20 protein-coding genes are annotated in these 17114 nt (G+C 42.4%); 10 read left to right on the top strand and 10 right to left on the bottom strand.

The annotated features are described in order from the left end of the window. The first annotated feature begins 131 nt into the window (after positions 1–131). Complete coding sequence (locus tag HUJ21_RS24390) at positions 132–317, top strand: CPXCG motif-containing cysteine-rich protein (RefSeq protein ID WP_166151326.1); 186 nt, start codon at positions 132–134, stop codon at positions 315–317. Positions 318–386: 69 nt separating this feature from the next. Then, a complete protein-coding gene (locus tag HUJ21_RS24395; protein ID WP_291373621.1) occupies positions 387–911 on the top strand; it encodes a hypothetical protein in 525 nt (174 codons plus the stop codon). Between the two features lie 11 nt (positions 912–922). Here HUJ21_RS24395 and HUJ21_RS24400 read toward each other — a convergent pair whose 3' ends face one another. After that, complete coding sequence (locus tag HUJ21_RS24400; RefSeq protein ID WP_291373623.1) at positions 923–1795, bottom strand: SDR family oxidoreductase; 873 nt, start codon at positions 1793–1795, stop codon at positions 923–925. A gap of 395 nt (positions 1796–2190) precedes the next feature. Here HUJ21_RS24400 and HUJ21_RS24405 point away from each other — a divergent pair, with 395 nt between their 5' ends. After that, positions 2191–2997, top strand: coding sequence for a hypothetical protein (locus tag HUJ21_RS24405; RefSeq protein ID WP_291373625.1), 807 nt, complete (start codon positions 2191–2193; stop codon positions 2995–2997). 8 nt (positions 2998–3005) lie between these two features. Here the strand turns inward: HUJ21_RS24405 and HUJ21_RS24410 are convergent, their stop codons facing one another. Beyond that, positions 3006–3752 carry a LytTR family DNA-binding domain-containing protein gene (locus HUJ21_RS24410; RefSeq protein ID WP_291373627.1) on the bottom strand — a complete coding sequence of 249 codons (747 nt, stop codon included), beginning with the start codon at positions 3750–3752 and terminating at the stop codon, positions 3006–3008. Continuing rightward, positions 3746–5842, bottom strand: coding sequence for a tetratricopeptide repeat protein (locus tag HUJ21_RS24415; protein ID WP_291373628.1), 2097 nt, complete (start codon positions 5840–5842; stop codon positions 3746–3748). The genes HUJ21_RS24410 and HUJ21_RS24415 overlap by 7 nt, the downstream gene beginning before the upstream one ends. Before the next feature lie 158 nt (positions 5843–6000). On the opposite strand from HUJ21_RS24415, the gene HUJ21_RS24420 reads away from it, so the two are divergent. Continuing rightward, positions 6001–6603 (top strand): hypothetical protein, encoded by a 603-nt coding sequence (locus HUJ21_RS24420; protein ID WP_291373630.1) that lies wholly within the window; start codon positions 6001–6003, stop codon positions 6601–6603. Here HUJ21_RS24420 and HUJ21_RS24425 read toward each other — a convergent pair. Further along, positions 6597–7562, bottom strand: a complete 966-nt coding sequence (locus tag HUJ21_RS24425; protein ID WP_291373632.1) for a succinylglutamate desuccinylase/aspartoacylase family protein — start codon at positions 7560–7562, stop codon at positions 6597–6599. The genes HUJ21_RS24420 and HUJ21_RS24425 overlap by 7 nt on opposite strands. Positions 7563–7677: 115 nt before the next feature. Between HUJ21_RS24425 and murB the strand changes: the two genes are divergently transcribed. Next, positions 7678–8721: a UDP-N-acetylmuramate dehydrogenase gene (gene murB, locus HUJ21_RS24430; protein WP_366483840.1), complete on the top strand. Its 1044-nt coding sequence runs from the start codon at positions 7678–7680 to the stop codon at positions 8719–8721. A gap of 220 nt (positions 8722–8941) precedes the next feature. On the opposite strand, the gene HUJ21_RS24435 is transcribed toward murB, so the two are convergent. Beyond that, the gene (locus HUJ21_RS24435; protein ID WP_291373634.1) at positions 8942–9424 is read right to left on the bottom strand and encodes a dCMP deaminase family protein; all 483 of its coding nucleotides are present in this window, start codon (positions 9422–9424) and stop codon (positions 8942–8944) included. A gap of 224 nt (positions 9425–9648) precedes the next feature. On the opposite strand from HUJ21_RS24435, the gene HUJ21_RS24440 reads away from it, so the two are divergent. The 4 genes from HUJ21_RS24440 to HUJ21_RS24455 all read left to right on the top strand — a co-directional run bounded on the left by HUJ21_RS24440 (position 9649) and on the right by HUJ21_RS24455 (position 11106). Next, entirely contained in the window at positions 9649–10026 is a 378-nt protein-coding gene (locus tag HUJ21_RS24440) for a response regulator (RefSeq protein WP_291373635.1), read from the top strand. Positions 10027–10097: 71 nt separating this feature from the next. Then, positions 10098–10583 carry a hypothetical protein gene (locus HUJ21_RS24445; RefSeq protein ID WP_291373637.1) on the top strand — a complete coding sequence of 162 codons (486 nt, stop codon included), beginning with the start codon at positions 10098–10100 and terminating at the stop codon, positions 10581–10583. Positions 10584–10638: 55 nt separating this feature from the next. Then, complete coding sequence (locus HUJ21_RS24450; protein ID WP_291373638.1) at positions 10639–10824, top strand: hypothetical protein; 186 nt, start codon at positions 10639–10641, stop codon at positions 10822–10824. A 135-nt stretch (positions 10825–10959) separates the two neighbouring features. Next, positions 10960–11106, top strand: a complete 147-nt coding sequence (locus HUJ21_RS24455; RefSeq protein ID WP_291373639.1) for a hypothetical protein — start codon at positions 10960–10962, stop codon at positions 11104–11106. Between the two features lie 68 nt (positions 11107–11174). Here the strand turns inward: HUJ21_RS24455 and HUJ21_RS24460 are convergent, their stop codons facing one another. Further along, positions 11175–12770, bottom strand: coding sequence for a peptide MFS transporter (locus tag HUJ21_RS24460; RefSeq protein WP_291373641.1), 1596 nt, complete (start codon positions 12768–12770; stop codon positions 11175–11177). A gap of 114 nt (positions 12771–12884) precedes the next feature. Here HUJ21_RS24460 and HUJ21_RS24465 point away from each other — a divergent pair, with 114 nt between their 5' ends. Further along, positions 12885–13319, top strand: coding sequence for a peptidylprolyl isomerase (locus HUJ21_RS24465; RefSeq protein WP_166151351.1), 435 nt, complete (start codon positions 12885–12887; stop codon positions 13317–13319). 18 nt (positions 13320–13337) lie between these two features. Here the strand turns inward: HUJ21_RS24465 and HUJ21_RS24470 are convergent, their stop codons facing one another. From HUJ21_RS24470 to HUJ21_RS24485, 4 genes are all read right to left on the bottom strand, one after another. Continuing rightward, entirely contained in the window at positions 13338–14621 is a 1284-nt protein-coding gene (locus HUJ21_RS24470; protein ID WP_291373644.1) for a nucleoside transporter C-terminal domain-containing protein, read from the bottom strand. 119 nt (positions 14622–14740) lie between these two features. After that, positions 14741–15352, bottom strand: a complete 612-nt coding sequence (locus HUJ21_RS24475; protein ID WP_291373645.1) for a bifunctional nuclease family protein — start codon at positions 15350–15352, stop codon at positions 14741–14743. 3 nt (positions 15353–15355) lie between these two features. Further along, a complete protein-coding gene (locus HUJ21_RS24480; protein ID WP_291373647.1) occupies positions 15356–16324 on the bottom strand; it encodes an electron transfer flavoprotein subunit alpha/FixB family protein in 969 nt (322 codons plus the stop codon). 13 nt (positions 16325–16337) lie between these two features. After that, positions 16338–17069, bottom strand: a complete 732-nt coding sequence (locus HUJ21_RS24485) for an electron transfer flavoprotein subunit beta/FixA family protein (protein ID WP_291373649.1) — start codon at positions 17067–17069, stop codon at positions 16338–16340. Positions 17070–17114: the final 45 nt, after the last annotated feature.

Genomic DNA, 17114 nt, shown 5'->3' on the forward strand with positions numbered 1-17114 from the left:
AAAAAAACAAGCCATAAAAGCACCATAAATTTCACATCTCCCGAAAATCCTAATTGGGGAAAATTTGCTGAAAAGGGCAACTTTATTTTCCCTGTGAGAGTAGAGTAAGTAAAACCATTAAATAAAGTCCCATGGAAATTGAACATTATTTTCAGTGTCCTTATTGCCTGGCTGAAATTTCCATGCTTCTGGACCCCAGTGTGACGGAGCAGGAATATATTGAAGATTGTGAAATTTGTTGCAATCCGATCCAGGTAGCTTATGGAATAGAAAATGGAGAACTTCACTGGTTTAATGCATCTGGTATAGAACAGTGAAATTTTATTCAAATTAACCTTGAAAATCCTGCCACAGCCCTTATTTTAGGTGATAAATTAGATAGGGATATGGTTAGATATTTAGGTTTTTCACTCTTTTTATTGGTATTTTTTCGCGCATTTCAGGGCCAGGCACAGGTCGTGGAAGAAATCAAAACGGCTGGCCAGATTTATGCCTATGCGCAGCTTCATGGGGACCATGAGATTCTGCTTGATTTTACTTATCCCGCGCTGATTGAAAAAGCCGGGGGCAGAGATGCCATGAAAAACATATTGAAGCAGATCCAGGAAACCAAACACAAAAAAGGACAGCATTTGACCTCTGTGGAGTTTGGAGACCAGATCCAATCGGTCAGTGTCAAAGATGAAATTCACGCCATTGTGCCCATTACACTTGTCACCAAGGTACCGGGAGGCACGCTCACCAGCAGCAGTAACCTAATCGCCGTTGGTACGGAAAACCGGGAAAATTGGTACTTTATAGAGACCACCGCTCTGGAAGAAAGAAACATCAAAAAGGTGCTTCCCAATTGGGATCATAGCCTTACTTTGCCTTTCAAAAAAGCGCCGGTATTCAAGGAAGACAAGCGTTGAGCGTTATCACATCATTTCTTTCCCTTCCTTTTCTCTTCCATGGCATCCCACCATTCATTTTTGATGGAACTCAAGCCATTGAACTGGCCTGCACCCTGAAGCCATTCACCACCATCGATGGTAATGATTTCGCCATTGATAAAAGCCGAATATGGAGAGATCAAATAAGCAGCCAGGTTGGCCAATTCCTGATGTTCCCCTACCCTTTCCAGCGGAACTCTTCTTGCAGGATTAAATTTATCTGCAAGTTCCCCGGGCAATAGTCGCTGCCAGGCTCCTTCGGTTGGAAAGGGGCCGGGAGCAATGGCATTGCTCCGAATACCATAAGGAGCCCACTCTACGGCCAAAGAGCGGGTCATGGCCAAAACACCGGCTTTTGCCGCTGCACTGGGCACCACAAAAGCAGAACCGGTAAAGGCATAGGTGGTCACAATATTCAGGAAGGTCCCTGCTTCCTTTTCCCTGATCCATTCTCTTCCTGCCACCAGGGTAAGATTTGCTGATCCTTTTAGAACAATATCCAGGATGGTATGAAAGGCATTAGCAGAAAGCCTCTCCGTCGGAGAAATGAAATTAGCGGCAGCATTGTTGACCACCACATCAACTTTACCGTAATGCTGCCTGGCTTTCCCATACATTTCTTCCACCTGATCATAATCCCTCACGTCACAAGCCAAAGGCAACAGGTCCCCTCCGGTTTGTTCCCTCAATTTATCCGCTGTCTTTTCCAGAACTTCCATTTTCCGGCTACTGATGACCAGCCTCGCCCCGAGGGTCAGAAAATACCTGGCCATGGATTTTCCCAATCCCGTGCCCCCACCGGTTACCAGGACTACCTGATCCTTTAGCGCATCGGCCACCAACATCCCTTGATTATATTTCATCTGTTTATAATTTGTTTTTAATAGGCCGCATGCCTGCCTGTAGACAGACAGGGAATCTTTGACGATTAAAATAATCTTTGCCCGGTGTGTTTAATGATGATTTTAATCGTGTCGATTTCATGTGTTTATAATTGTTTTATATAGCCATAACTTGTCCCGCACCGTAGGTCGGGATGCTTGTCTTTCGGGGAGATTCTCGCATTTTGCCCCGAACCCTATCGGGGCATCCGGCTCTTCGTGCCTTGCGACATCCCTGATTTCATAAGCTTGCGGTATTTAGGCAAACTTATTTTTAAAATACGTAATTTTATGATCAATCAAATGATTGGGTTAAAGTTTATTTATCTTTGGCCGATTAACTGATTAGGAAACACCCGAAAAATGTCACGTTTCTCATGAAATCTATTTTCAGATACATTCTTTTCCTTTTTTTGCTTTCCTGTAACCTGGACAATAACAGGGAATTGCAGATTGATCAGTCCTATGAGGGGGAAGAAGCCTATTGGGTTTCTAAATCCATGGACGAACACCTGCACCTTGCTTTTTATGATTTGGAAGCATTCAAAAAGAAGGCTTTTACCGATAGCCTGCCTGGCTGTCCTTCGGTATTATTTTCCACCGATTCACTAAGCCTTACCCTTAATTATGATCAAGCCGCTTGTGAAGATGCAGGCAACTCAGAGTTTGAGGGCTCCATCCAGCTTCAGTACAGCCTCCCTTCTCCGGGCAGCAACGACACCCTTCAACTGAATTTCCAAAACTACCACAAAGAAAACACAAAGGTACAGGGCGCGAGGGTTTTCTATATCGCCAGAAAACGTACAGATAGTAAACTATTGATTGAGGAAACTGATTCGCTGTTATTGGTTAACAACTTTGGCTCCAGCACCCGTATCAGACCACGGCTTGAGCATCAAGCCCAGTTTCAATCGGGTGTCTTGACAGAAATCAGCAGCAGTGGCGACATGACAGGTAGAAATTGGAGTGGAAATGAAATCATGATTAACCTATCCAAAACAACAGGATCTGAATGCCTGTCCAGCTCTATTTTCAGACCTACTTCGGGATCTGAAACCTGGACCATTTTGAGAACTGGCGGAGGCAATGTCATCCATGAATTGGTTTATTCCGAAACCGGAGATTGCGAGACCAAAACCACCATCCGTTTATCTGAAGGAGTGGTGATGGAAAAAAGCCCCTGAAGGTAGATCTACATGGCCCGCAAAGCTGCTAGCAACGCTTCTTTTTTTCTGGTTGATACGTCTATTTCGGATCCATTTTCCAAAATCAGGGTTCCACCTTTCCCTTTTTTAAATTGTTTTACCTTGGAAAGATTAACCAGATGGCTGTTGTGAACCCTGAAAAATCCCAATACCTGTAACATGGACTCGAATTCTTTGAGGGTTTTAGCCACAGTGATTTTTTGTTTGTTTTGAAAATGTATGACCGTGTAGTTTACGTCGGCTTGCAAGTGGCTTATTTCGTCCAACTCCACAAAAACAAGTCCCTCTTGTGTAGGAATCGGAATCTTTTTTTTGGCCATGTAGAAAGCAGGCAAAACCTCTGCAGCTCTGACCAAAGCTTCGGGTTTCCGGTCAGATTTTGACTTAATTTTTTCTAATGTTAGCAGCAATTCATCGGGATCAATGGGTTTTAGCAGGTAGTCAAGGGCATTGGCTTTGATCGCTTCTATCGCATACCTTTCATGTGCTGTTGTGAATACCAATGCAAAGGGCGGGTCTTTTTTCCCATTTAACCAATTAAACACAAGCTCCTCATCCAATTCAATATCCAGAAAAACAACATCCGGGACATTGCTTTCCAAAAAGACATCCAAAGATTCTGTATCTGAAAATGATCCCAAAACCTTTACTTTTTCATTTGCATATACCGCCAGCAAATTTTCCAACCTGCTTCTGCAGTGGTCTTCGTCGTCTATGATTATCGCATTCAGCATAATTCCGGCAATTCCAATTCTACCCGATATCCTGTATCCATAGCCCCATGCTGAACCCTGGCTTTTGCCTTTCTGGATTGGTTCCAAACCGATATCCTGTCTTCAGTAAGGCGCATCCCCATCGAGTGCCCATTTTTGATTTTCTTAAGCGGCTCCGGTCCATCAAGGCCTTTGCCATTGTCCTCTACGATTAAGGTAATCCCATTACCTGATTTCCTGATGACTACCCTTATTTCACCCGGAATTTCGTTCTTTTTTGAAAAACCATGCCAAATGCTGTTTTCTACATAAGGTTGGAGCAATAAGGGAGGCACCTGGATTTTATCGGAATCAATTCCGGATTCAAGATCAATTACGTAGGAAAATTTACCGTTAAATCGAAAAGCCTCCAGTTGCATGTATATTTCCAACATTTGCAAATCCTCCTTTAATGAAATGGTTTGTTCTCCACTTTTTTCCAGGATCATGCGCATCAATTTTGCAAATTTACCCAGGTAATAGTCAGCGGTAATCGGGTCATGCTTTAAAATAAAATCGCTGATCGCATTGAGGGAATTAAAAATAAAATGAGGATTGAGCTGAGCTTTGAGCCATTTCATTTCTGTTTCTGCAATTTTTTGTTTCAATGCTGCCTCCTGCTCCCTTTCTCTTGCATCTCTTTTTTTCTTGTATAAAACGGCGACCACCAGAAAGAAAAATACAAAAAACACAAAGACCCCTGCTATCAATTGCTTTTTATAAGCTTGTTCTTCCACCGCTGTTTTGCCCATGGCCAGGGCCTTTTCATGGGAGGCCTTTAAAAGCATTTCCTTTTTATCGAATTCAAATCTGGCTTGTTGGCGGAGCAATTCTTTTTGTTTTTCATCATTAAAAATACTATCCCTGAATTCCAGGTGCTTTTTATGCCAGAAAAGGGCATTTTCAAAATCATCCTTTAAGGCATGGGTATTGCTCAAACCTAAATACACATCCTGGAGCAAAGATTTTGCTCCAGAACGCAAAGCCATAACCCTTCCCTTTTCCTGCCATTCCAGTGATTTGCTGATTTTGTTTTCGGGGGTAATGGACTCAAATGGCAATAAATCAGGTGGCATAGCAGCGATCAGCTTACCCAATAAGTGGTAATTCATCGCCCCGTTTTCCAGATCGTTGGTTTGTTCATAAGCCTTGATAGCCTGCAGATGGAAATAATAGGCTGAATCATACTGCTTCAAATTTAAATGCACCCTTCCCATATTGGTCAGGTCACTTCCTATTCTTCTGAGATTGCCAATTTCTTTGTTTATGGCAAGGGAATGATTAAAATGAATCAATGCCTCTTCATGCACTTTGTTTAGATCCAGAATAACGCCCATATTACCCAAAGCATTGGCCATGCCCTGTTGGTTTCCTGCTTTTTCAAACCATTCATAGGCGCGTTGCTGATAATTAAAGGCCGTATCAAGTTCTCCTGTATTCTTATAGACCAAACCGATATTGGTGGCAAGATTTGCCTGTAACAATTCCTCCTCTTCCGGCATCAATTTCAAAGCTTCAAAAAAAGCCGCCAATGCTTTCGGGTAATCTGCCAAAGAAAGGTATACCACACCCAAATTGGATAAGTTATAATAAATCCCCGGTGCATGGCTCATGGTTTGGAAACGGGAAATCGCCTCCTCATGACTTCGAATGGCCTCCAGAAAATCGGACTGATTGTATTGGATCAGGGCCATGTTACTCAGGGCTTTTGCCACACCCAATTCATTTTTCAAGGAGGTGTGTATTTTCATGGCCTCCATGTAGGCTTTTAAGGCCAAAGAATCCTCTCCTTTGGCCCAATAATTTGAGCCCAGGTTGTTCCAGGAAACTGCCTGATAATGTTGATGCTTCAGTTTTTCTGCCAGATTCCTTGCCATTTGGGCATAGTAGATTCCGGAATCAGGCTTAATGCTATAAAAAGCATAAGCCATTTCATTCCATAGCATGATTTTAGTAGTGTCAGGAATACCGGTCCGCTGTACAATTTGCCGGAGACTGTCCAATTCATTTCGCTGACCGAAGGCCGTCAGGCAAGGAGTTATTACCCATATCCAAACAACAATTAACCTCATGATTCAACTTAATCCGACTACAAAATACTTCTTTATTGTATCATTTACTAAATTAAGACAGGCAAAAAATAAATGAATGCCAGCACTTAATCAATCTGACTTTTGGATATTAACTAAGGGAGGTACATTGAAGCCAAAACGATATAAAAAATTTGGCTATGAAAATTACAAGTTATTTACACCAGAATACATATAGTTTATTGACATTATGTAGCATTTGTTTTCTTTTCCTGTTTTATTCAGGTGCTCAGGGTCAGGCTTTTGATAAAGGCACAAAAGTAGTCAGCGCCGGAATAGGAATCGGGAGTTCCCTTGGAAGTTTTTCCCACAATTCCCAAACCCCGGCCATAAGTGTTCAATATGAGCAAGGGGTATGGGATGCGGGCGCAGATGGGGTTGTCAGCCTCGGGGCTTATGTGGGGTACAAAAGCTTTGGTTGGAAAACAGAAACCTCCGGCTTCAACACTTCAGCCAGCTGGAAATACACCATTATCGGCATCAGAAGTGCCTATCATTATCAAGGGCTGGACAACGAGGACCTGGATGTTTACGGGGGCTTGATGCTGGCTGCTAATTTACTTAATTATTCTTACACTGATTCCCAGGGTAATCGTCAGGGGGCTGGAAATTTTGGCAACAGTACAGGGCTGACTTTGTATCTTGGGGGGCGCTATTATTTCTCTCCTATGGCTGCTGGCTTTGCTGAAATAGGCTACGGTATTTCCTACCTGAACCTTGGATTGGCCCTTAGATTTCAATAGTGTTCGGCCAATTTATTGGAACTTGTCCTTCCTATATGGACAAGGGCATCACCGGCATTGACTACAGGTTGATTATTGATGCCAATGACATGTCCCGAAGAAGAGCTCTTTACAGGAACTTTTACCTGTCCGTAAGGGTCAGATATTTTTGCCAATACCTGACCTCTCTTTACTTCATCTCCCAATGATACCGAAGCATTGAAAATTCCGGAAATTTTCGCCCTGACCCAGCCACTTTCCTGAATCTTCAATGTTCTTACCGGTGGAAAATCGCCTGCTATCATGTCCAGATGTTTCAAGAGTCTTCCGGTACCCATGATACCCTCCTGAATCACCTGTTCATCCAAACGCATGGATTCTCCCCCTTCGAAAACCAAAATATGTTTCTTGTTTTTATAAGCTTCCTTACGGAAGGACTTGTCGATATGGGGAGAATTTACGGTGAAATTAGCCCCAAAGATCTCTGCCAATTTTAACCCAGTCTTATCCCTGAAATCCACCCTTACCTGGGGATAATTGGAAAGCATCCTTCCCCCGGTGTGGAAGTCTATACCGAAATCTATTTGAGGGATGATCTCGTGTGTCATGATATAGGCAATCTGAGAGGCCAGAGACCCTTTACTGCTTCCGGGAAAACTCCTGTTGAGATCTCTTCCATCGGGAAATGTTCTGGAATTACTTAAAAACCCATACACATTTACAAGTGGAATAAAAATAAGGGTACCCTTTTTGGGCTCATAGATATTTTCTTCCAGCATTCTCTTTACCGTGACAATACCATTAATTTCATCTCCATGGACTCCCCCACTGATCAAAACGGTAGGGCCAGGATTACTGGAACTCCGGATAAAAACCGGCAAATCGATAAGGGTATGGGTAGGAAGCCTTGCAATGGCTATCTCTATGTTCAGGGTTTGGCCGGGCCTTACCCTGATACCATTTATCACCATTTCTTTCATAAAAAAGCAGACTATAATTATTTTTCCATAATGTTTAACCGCTACTTTTTAGGGCTAAATTGCTGGATTTTTTTTCTATTTGGTCAAATAACCTTTAATTCGTGGTATATTTTATATGATGAAGATACAAGAAAATATTTCTTTAAGTGCCTATAATACTTTTGGAATAAACAAAAAAGCCCGATTTTTATATGAAGCTGAAAGCAAGGAGGACGTACTTTACGCTTTTAACCAGTCCCGTCAATTAAACAAGCCCCTATTCGTTCTTGGAGGAGGAAGTAATATTTTATTGCTCGAGGACCTGGATGCGGTGGTACTGAAAATCAACATTCAGGGAATTGACAGCATCCGGGAAGATGGTGAGCAGGTGATACTGAAAGTAGGCGCAGGTGTGGTATGGCACGATTTGGTGAAGTATTCCATAGAAATGGGATTAAGTGGTTTGGAAAACCTTTCCCTAATTCCCGGTACGGTGGGAGCTGCTCCCATGCAAAATATTGGTGCCTACGGGGTGGAAATCAAATCGGTATTTGATCATCTGGAAGCCATGGAAATTGCATCCGGACAATCCAGGGTGTTTACCGGGCAGGATTGCAGGTTTGGCTATAGGGAAAGTATCTTCAAAAATAAATTAAAGGGGAAGTATATCATCACTCATGTTGCCTTCAGGCTTAGCAAAAACCACGAACCCAATATAAATTATGGAGACATCCGACTCACCCTGAAGGAAATGGGAAATGCTTATCCAAGCCCTGCCAATATCAGTGAAGCAGTAGTGAAAATCCGGCAACAAAAACTTCCTGATCCAAAAGAATTGGGGAATGCCGGAAGTTTCTTCAAAAATCCAACCATACCCCAGGTTGACTTCAATCAGCTTAAGAACCAATACCCGGAAATTCCGGGCTATCCCATTGAAGACAACATGGTGAAAATCCCGGCAGCATGGCTGATAGACACTGCCGGCTGGAAGGGAAAACGGTGGGGAGCTGTAGGCGTGCATGAAAAACAACCCCTTGTTCTGGTAAATTACGGCGGAGGTACCGGAACGGACATACTCGAATTGAGCGGGAAAATCCAGGCTGATATTGTGGCCAAATTTGGCATACAGCTTGAAAGGGAAGTTAATACCGTCAGCTCGGAAAATTTGATCCAGCTTTGAAACCCGAGTTCAAGCCCAAAGGAATGGTACGCGAAACTGATTTGATTGTCCGGGGATGAGCCTTCTTGTATTTGATGGTTTTGGATATAACGCAGAATCGCTTATCTGGCAGTTATCAAATCCTCCTATGGATAGTACCTTCAAAGAATCCTTTAAAAGACCTGCCAATACCCGTTTGAGGACAAGGAAATTATGAATTAAAACCTATTAAAAGGGCATATCAAATCAAATCATCCTTTATTTGAAGCGTCTTTTGATAGTGTTCCACCCTCACTCCAAACTTCTCGAGAAACACCAATCCTTCATCAATTCCGATTCCTTTGTAGCTGGCATAGGAATACAAATAAACCACCTTTTGAATACCCATGGAATAGATGATTCGCGCACAAGGGAGACAAGGAGCCAGGGTCACATAAAGGGTGGATCCTTCGACAGAGGCCTTGTTTTTAACGGCATACAGGATAGCGTTTTGTTCAGCGTGCAATGCCAGTGAACAGCTTCCTTTACTATCTCTGCTACATCCCACGTCTGGAAATTCTTCGTCACAATTATGGGTTCCTGAAGGAGGCCCATTATAACCTATGGAAATAATACGGGTTTCTTTGGACAGGACAGCACCAACATGTTTTTTGATACAATGAGACCGTTGGGCAAGGCTGACTGCCAATTCCATAAAAATATCATCAAAATCTGGTTTGGCCATAATGTAAAATTCTGTTATTTAAAGATGAACCGGTTTCCTTCAGATAAGGCTATGTTTGAAAATTTTCCCGGGCATTAACTCACAAATCTAGTGTTTTTAACGTTTTCGATTAGTGAAAAAATTGGCTTAAAAAAAATAATCTTCACCATAATTTATTTATTGAAAATAAAATTCTACTTTTGTATCAATTTATTTGCTTTTCAAAAACAAGTTTATGTATTTCAATGGTTAAAATAGTTTTAATTGACGATGATCCTATCAGTATTTTTGTTACAGAAAAATTGATACAACGGAATATCATGGAGCCTTGTAGGGTTTTCTCTTTTGACAATGCTATGGATGCCTTAAAAGACATTTATCACATCAACCCCCATTATTTATTTCTTGACCTGAATATGCCAGAAATGACTGGCTGGGATTTTTTGGAAGTTTTCAATCCTGTCAAAGCAGATCCTGAGATTTATATTTTAAGCAGTTCCGTTGATGAACGGGATATCATGAAGGCCAATCAATATGATAAAGTAAAGAAATACCTCTCCAAACCACTTATTAAGCAATATATCAATTTGATTTTTGGCAAATCCGGACAGGATTCCCACTGAAAAAAATAATTTTTTTAGGCTAAGCAGAAACTACTTTTGCTGAAATTGGTTTATACATAAAAAATAAAACCATGGCAAAAGCGAATCCCAACCTGATATTTAAACTGCGTAAAACAGTAGAAAAATTAAAGAAAGGTGCAACTTACCAATGGGGGCACATGGGTGCCTGTAATTGTGGAAACCTGGCACAGGAAATCATTCAGATAAGTAAGGCTGAAATTCATAGGCTGGCCATGCAGCGTTCCGGAGATTGGAGCGAACAGCTGGTAGACTATTGTCCGAGTAGTGGCATGCCCATGGACCTTATGATTTCAAAACTGTTGGATTCAGGGCTGGAAAGAGATGATCTGATTCACCTGGAAAAGTTGTCAGACCCTGAAATATTGTCCCATATCCCAAAAGAGCGGAGGGATAAAATGGTTAAAAATCACATTGGGGATGTAATTCTTTATCTGGAAACCTGGACTCAGATTCTGGAAACACAATGGGCTGCTGCTCAGCCCGTACAGGTCCTTTCTGTAGGCCGGAAAATAAATTATTCAGAGGCCTTGAGTTAATTCCGAAAATTTCATTAATTAGCCAAAATTAACGTAGATAAAAAACCTGGGGCTTATGAATGAAGACTTTGACAACGATTTTGAAGAAGATCCTGATGATGAATTCGATGAGGAATTCAACGATTTGGTTTTCGATGAAGAAGAAGACAATGGACTGGAGGATGATGTTTTCATGGATTTTGATGAAGATGATTTCGATGAACTGGAGGAAGACTTTTCAGAAGACGATGAGTTTGAATAATACTCTTGTGGATTAAACTCATTTAGTGGATTCATAAAATTGAGGCTTTACCGGTATTGGTTTGGATAAATCCTTTGTAATCCGTTTTTTGCTTCCTAAATTGCGTTCAATTTTGATATCAAAACCATTTTGTATATGTTATTAGAAATATTCAGTTCTCCGATAGCGTCCGGAGCCCAGGTTTTTTGGTTGATTGTGGCCATCCTGGTTGGCTTGGGAGCAGGCTTGTCTGCCATTGATTTTAGAAGCACTGTGTTTAAAAAAGAAGAGAAAGATCATTAAAAAAAAGCCGGTCACACTGACCGGCTTTTTTTTTACTTTTAGTTTTTCTGCCGTTACGATATTTTTTTTCATCGGACCTTGCCCATTAATTTTCTTATGGGGCCGGATAAAACCATTAGCACCAATCCTGCGCCTACTACAGTGTAGACGATTAAAAGGTACTGTTGGGGCATTTCAGCCAATGCTTCGCTGGTACCTCCACTGGCGCTTCCGGCAATTCTCCCTGCAACAAGGTTACCCATAGCGATGGAAAGAAACCACATGCCCATCATTTGGCCGGCAAACTTCTTCGGCGCCAGTTTGGTGGTCAAACTCAATCCCACCGGGCTAAGACTTAGCTCACCAAAGGTATGAAACAAGTAAGTAATCACCAGCCAGGTAGGAGCTGCCAGATCACCTGAAGCGGCAATTTTGGCTGCAAAATACATGACCAAAAATCCTATCCCCAATAAGATAAGCCCAAACGAAAATTTCAATGGGGAACTAGGCTCCATTTTTTTCCTGGCCAGCCCCACCCACATGGCTCCAAAAAAAGGAGCGAAAATAATGATAAATATACTGTTTACAGACTGAAAATATCCCGCAGGAATTTCCCAGCCCAACATCATCCTATCTGTAAACCTTTCTGCAAATAAATTCAGAGATGATCCGGCCTGCTCAAATCCGGACCAAAATATCGCGGAAAAAACAAAAAGTATCATGATCACCAAAACCTTCTTTTTTTGCTCCGCGTCCAATCCCCCAAACAGTAATACATAACCAAAATACAACAGTGCCACTATAGCGATTACGGTATTCGAAACTTCTGCAATAGCCACGGGATCCAGTCGGATGATTTGTAAAAAGAACAGTACTATCAAAACAAAAGTCAGGCCCAATATGAGCCACATCCCTTTAAAAGCACGCTTTTGTGCTGCCTTTTCCCCAGGATCCTGTGGCAAAACAGCTTCTCCTATTCCTTTTAAATATCCTCCTGTGAGCTTGTACTGCACCAGCCCCATCAACATTCCGAATCCGGCAAGTCCAAATCCAAGATGCCAGTTGTATACAGCGAGGGTACTACAGGCTATGGGAGCCAAAAATGCCCCCAAATTGATCCCCATGTAGAAAATGGAAAATCCAGCATCTCTCTTTGAACTGTTTTCCGGATACAACTGCCCAACAATTGAACTGATATTCGGTTTGAGCAAACCTGTACCCAAAACGATCAGTACAAGGCCCAAAAAGAAGGAAGGCAAGTCTATGCCCGAAAGCTGATTGGAAGTGCCTTCTTTTCCAGATAGCCAATGAAATAGACCCGGCAAAGCCATGGTAAAATGCCCTATGGTGATGATGATTCCACCGATCCAGACGGATTTTTTGAGACCGATAAGGCGGTCTGCTATCCAGCCTCCCGGAAGAGCCAGCAGATAAACCCCCATAGAATACAAACCGTAAATGGCCCCAGAGGTCTGATCATCAAAACCCAGGCCTCCGGTGGCAATAGGTGCTGTCATGAACAAAATGAGCAGGGCCCGCATGCCATAATAGCTAAATCGTTCCCACATTTCTGTAAAGAAAAGGGTCATCAGGCCTTTGGGGTGACCAAATAATTGGGGGCCTTCGTATTCCAGAATGTCTTCCGGGGCATTGTGTTTTCCTAAAAACTTGTCTTCTTTTTTCAAATCAAATGCAGTGTAAGTGGTGGTATTTTATAAAATGGGTAATGGATTGAGTACAATTATAACATGATACTACCATTATTTCAGTATTATTGCAAAAAAACAAATGATCGTTATATGAAAACAGGTGAAATTCATACCGAAAAGGGTACCATGAAAATTAATTTTTATGATGAAGATGCCCCCAAAACTGTAGAAAATTTTATCCAACTTGCCCAAAAAGGGTTTTATGATGGGCTAACTTTCCATAGGGTTATCCCTAATTTTATGGTACAGGGAGGCTGCCCCAAGGGAAACGGTACAGGTGGACCAGGCTACCACATCGACTGTGAGTTGGATGGGGAGCTACAATACCATGACAGGGGGGTGCTTTCCATGGCACATGCAGGAAGGAATACAGGAGGCTCCCAATTTTTCATTTGCCATAATCGGGACAACACACAACATCTGGACAGAAACCATACCTGCTTTGGAAAAGTGACTGAAGGAATAGAGACCCTGGACCAGCTAAAACAAGGGGATAAAATCACAAAAATCATTATCCATGATTAAGGATAGGTCCGGCAAAAGCTAAAATAGTGCCCCGGCAACAGTGGCAGTCATCAGACAGGCAATGGTAGCGGCCAGTAAAGCACGCATACCCAACCTGGAAAGGTTACCCTGTTGTCCGGGTGCTATACTTCCAATCCCACCTACCTGAATGGCAATGGAACTGAAATTTGAAAAACCGCAAAGCGCATATGTAGCTATCACAATGGATTTTTGAGACAGCGAACCTGCAGCCTTCATTTCTGCCAGTCCCAAATAAGCCACAAATTCATTGATTACGGTTTTTTGCCCAAGTAAAGACCCTACCTCCAGGGTATCCTTCCATTCTACACCTATAACCCAGGCAAAAACCCTGAAAACCTGCCCCAAAAGGTATTCAAGCGACAAACCGGAAAATGTTCCATCGGTTCCTGATGCCACCAATGCATTGAGTCCCGAGAAATCGCCTACAATTTCGGAAAGTAAATAGTTTAGGGCTGCGATCACGGCAATGAAAGCCAACAACATGGCCCCAACGTTAAGGGCCAGTTTCAATCCCTCAGCAGCTCCTCTTGACATGGCGTCTATGAGGTTTACATCAGGAATCTGATCACTGATTTGTAAATTATCATTGATGATATCCTTGTTTTCTTCAGGGATGATTATTTTAGAGATTACAATTGCAGCAGGGGCATTCATAATACTTGCCCCAAGCAGGTAAGTGGCGAACCGGGTTTTTTCAACAGGGTCATCTCCCCCCAAAAAAGCAACATAGCCAGCCAATACCCCCCCGGCAATGGTAGCCATTCCGCCCGTCATCAAACACATCAGCTCAGACCTGGTCATGGTAGGAATAAATGGCCTGACCAATAGAGGTGCCTCCGTTTGACCCAAAAATATATTTCCAGCAGCCGACAAGCTCTCTGCACCGGATAGCCGCATTGTCCTTGCCATTACCCAGGCAATACCGAAAACGACCTTTTGAAGAATACCTAAATAATAAAGCCCTGCAGAAACAGTAGAAAAAAAGATAATGGTAGGCAAAACCTGAAATGCAAAAATAAATCCAAAAGAACTGGTAGCCAGATCTCCAAATAAAAACTCAGCCCCTTCTTCCGAAAAACTTAAAAAAGTTACAAAACCCGCACTAACTTTGGAAAAAAGCCCGGCAACAAAATCAACCTTTGTAATCAAAATACCAAAAATCACCTGTAGGCTTATACCTATGCCCACTAATCGCCAATCTATTTTTTTTCTATTTAAAGAAAATAGGGCAGCAAAAACTACCAGGACCAAAATCCCAAATACACCTCTTAAATAATCCATACCAGTCCTTTCATTTCACAAACATCACTTGCCGAACTGATACCGGATTTGCCATGGTAAGCCTTTCAAATTAAAATAATGGTTTGTGTAAAGGGAAGAAAAACATGTCCGTGCTGGCTTTAATTTCTTCTATTGATCTCGTCTCTCAACCGGGCAGCCTTTTCATAATCCTCATTGCTGATGGCCTTTTCAAGCATCTGGTTTAATTTATCCAGGCTGAAATCCTTCAAGGAGGCTTCCTGAGATTTGCTCTTTTCTTTAGCCCCCTTACCAGTTCCGCCACTTGCCGATGCTTCCTGCTCTCTTTTTTCATCTTCCTCGGTAAACTCTATCGCTGCCTCCGTCATTACCGAACTGGCACAAAATATGGGTGCATCAAACCTTACTGCTATCGCAATGGCGTCGGATGGCCTTGCGTCAATCTCTACTTTTTTGAAAGAACTGTGGCACATAATTTTGGCATAAAACACTCCCTCTCTCATGTCTGAGATCAAAATATGATCCACAGAAAATTGAAAATTCGAAGCAAAAGATTTAAATAAATCATGTGTCATAGGCCGATTGGGAATGATTTTCTCAATTTCTATGGCAATAGCCTGAGCTTCAAACATACCAATTACGATAGGAAGCTTTCTTTTTCCTTCAGATTCACCCAATATCAGGGTAAAAGAACCCGATTGTGCGCTATTCGAAGACAAGCCCAGGATTTCTAACTCAATTGTATTATCCACAGTTTATTGTTTTAATGCTTTAATCGCTTCTGTCAGCTTTGGGACTATTTCAAAAGCGTCCCCTACTATACCATAATCCGCTGCCTTAAAAAAAGGAGCCTCTGGATCCTTGTTTATAACCACAATATGTCTGGAGGCGTTCACTCCAGCCAGGTGCTGAATCGCCCCTGAAATCGCTATAGCTATATACAAAGAAGGAGCCACCTTCACTCCGGTTTGACCCACATGTTCATGGTGGGGCCTCCACCCCAAATCCGAAACAGGTTTGGAGCATCCCCTGGCTGCATGAAGGGAATCAGCCAAATCCTCTATCATCCCCCAGTTTTCCGGACCATTCAAGCCCCGCCCCCCTGATACGACGATATCTGCCTCGGGCAACAAAACCTCCCCGCTAGCCTTTTCCTTCCCGGTTATTTTGGCGGCAAAAACGGACTCAGGCAACTCTAAGGTCAACTTCTCAACAGTAACAGCCGTACCATCCGTTTTGATAGGCTGGGTATTCTTTTTTATGGCCAATATCCTGTTCTCTGTTGTAATGGCAGTATCCACAAAAGCTTTTCCCGTGAAAATACTTCTTTTTACTACAAAGCCATCCGAAAGTTCAGGCAAACCAACTACATTGGAAACCAAACCTGCATTCAATTTAACAGCTAATCTTGCTGCTACTGCATCACCTAAAGCAGATTTTGCCAGGACAAGAGTACTGGCGTTAACCTGTTGATAAACCAAAGCGATCATATGGGCATGAGCCTGAATGACTCCGGAATTTAATCGCTCATCAGCCACATGATAAATGGCCTCTGCCCCTGCCTGACCCAACAGTTCCCAGTCCTCTTCTGCAATCGTACCCAATCCCAAAACACTGACTTTTCCTCCGGATCTTTCTGACAGAGCGGATGCATAGGAAACAGCTTCCAAAGAAGAGTTCTTGATTTTTCCCTGATCTTGTTCTATATATACTAATATTGACATTTTCTTTGGCTATTTAAAGTATTTTGGCGTCATTTTTCAGCAATTCCACCAACTGATCCACATTTTCCACAATCTTTACCTCACCCTTCGGCGCAGGAAGTTCGTAAATCCTGGTCTCTGTCCTTTGCTCCATTGAGACAGCATCCACCACATTCAATGGCTTTGTTCTGGCAGACATGATCCCTCTCATATTCGGGATTTTCCATTCTGCTATGGGTTCCTGGCATCCTGCTATGAAAGGCAAGGCTACCTCAATAAATTCTTTCCCGCCTTCGATTTCCCGGTCCAATCTGGCAGTCTTACCTTCTAATTCCAGTTTCATTACAGGGGAAACGGAGGGGATACCTAATAATTCACCCACCATGCCATGTACCATACCTCCATTAAAATCAATCGATTCCCTTCCCATTAGGATCATGTCGTAATCCTTTTCTTTGGCCTGATGGGCAATTTGCTCCGCCACAAAATAGGCATCCTTGGGAAATGCATTTACACGTATGGCTTCATCTGCACCAATGGCCAACGCCTTCCTCAGGGTAGGTTCAGTTTCCGCCTCGCCAACATTGAGCACAGTAATGCTGCCGCCAGTCTCTTCTTTAAGTTCCACCGCCCTTGCCAGCGCATAGTCATCATAGGGCCCAATAATAAATTGAACACCGGTTTTGTCCAACTGTGTATTTCCAGCTGTGAATTTGATCTTTGAAGTGGTATCAGGCACATGCGTGATACATACCAATATATTCATGTAATTTTTAATTAACTTTGTTCACAATTCTTAAAAATAAATGCA

This window comes from Cyclobacterium sp. (genome assembly GCF_014762705.1).
In the GTDB taxonomy this organism is placed as follows: Bacteria; Bacteroidota; Bacteroidia; order Cytophagales; family Cyclobacteriaceae; genus Cyclobacterium.

Excerpts from the sequence above, each read along its gene's own strand:
- HUJ21_RS24445 (WP_291373637.1), top strand. The coding sequence starts at position 10,098 with ATGGCAAAAGCGAATCCCAACCTGATATTTAAACTGCGTAAAACAGTA.
- HUJ21_RS24465 (WP_166151351.1), top strand. The coding sequence starts at position 12,885 with ATGAAAACAGGTGAAATTCATACCGAAAAGGGTACCATGAAAATTAAT.
- HUJ21_RS24470 (WP_291373644.1), bottom strand. The coding sequence starts at position 14,621 with ATGGATTATTTAAGAGGTGTATTTGGGATTTTGGTCCTGGTAGTTTTT.
- HUJ21_RS24440 (WP_291373635.1), top strand. The coding sequence starts at position 9,649 with ATGGTTAAAATAGTTTTAATTGACGATGATCCTATCAGTATTTTTGTT.
- HUJ21_RS24395 (WP_291373621.1), top strand. The coding sequence starts at position 387 with ATGGTTAGATATTTAGGTTTTTCACTCTTTTTATTGGTATTTTTTCGC.
- HUJ21_RS24425 (WP_291373632.1), bottom strand. The coding sequence starts at position 7,562 with ATGAAAGAAATGGTGATAAATGGTATCAGGGTAAGGCCCGGCCAAACC.
- HUJ21_RS24450 (WP_291373638.1), top strand. The coding sequence starts at position 10,639 with ATGAATGAAGACTTTGACAACGATTTTGAAGAAGATCCTGATGATGAA.
- HUJ21_RS24405 (WP_291373625.1), top strand. The coding sequence starts at position 2,191 with ATGAAATCTATTTTCAGATACATTCTTTTCCTTTTTTTGCTTTCCTGT.
- HUJ21_RS24415 (WP_291373628.1), bottom strand. The coding sequence starts at position 5,842 with ATGAGGTTAATTGTTGTTTGGATATGGGTAATAACTCCTTGCCTGACG.
- HUJ21_RS24410 (WP_291373627.1), bottom strand. The coding sequence starts at position 3,752 with ATGCTGAATGCGATAATCATAGACGACGAAGACCACTGCAGAAGCAGG.
- HUJ21_RS24435 (WP_291373634.1), bottom strand. The coding sequence starts at position 9,424 with ATGGCCAAACCAGATTTTGATGATATTTTTATGGAATTGGCAGTCAGC.
- HUJ21_RS24480 (WP_291373647.1), bottom strand. The coding sequence starts at position 16,324 with ATGTCAATATTAGTATATATAGAACAAGATCAGGGAAAAATCAAGAAC.
- HUJ21_RS24485 (WP_291373649.1), bottom strand. The coding sequence starts at position 17,069 with ATGAATATATTGGTATGTATCACGCATGTGCCTGATACCACTTCAAAG.
- murB (WP_366483840.1), top strand. The coding sequence starts at position 7,678 with ATGATGAAGATACAAGAAAATATTTCTTTAAGTGCCTATAATACTTTT.
- HUJ21_RS24420 (WP_291373630.1), top strand. The coding sequence starts at position 6,001 with ATGAAAATTACAAGTTATTTACACCAGAATACATATAGTTTATTGACA.
- HUJ21_RS24455 (WP_291373639.1), top strand. The coding sequence starts at position 10,960 with ATGTTATTAGAAATATTCAGTTCTCCGATAGCGTCCGGAGCCCAGGTT.
- HUJ21_RS24400 (WP_291373623.1), bottom strand. The coding sequence starts at position 1,795 with ATGAAATATAATCAAGGGATGTTGGTGGCCGATGCGCTAAAGGATCAG.
- HUJ21_RS24390 (WP_166151326.1), top strand. The coding sequence starts at position 132 with ATGGAAATTGAACATTATTTTCAGTGTCCTTATTGCCTGGCTGAAATT.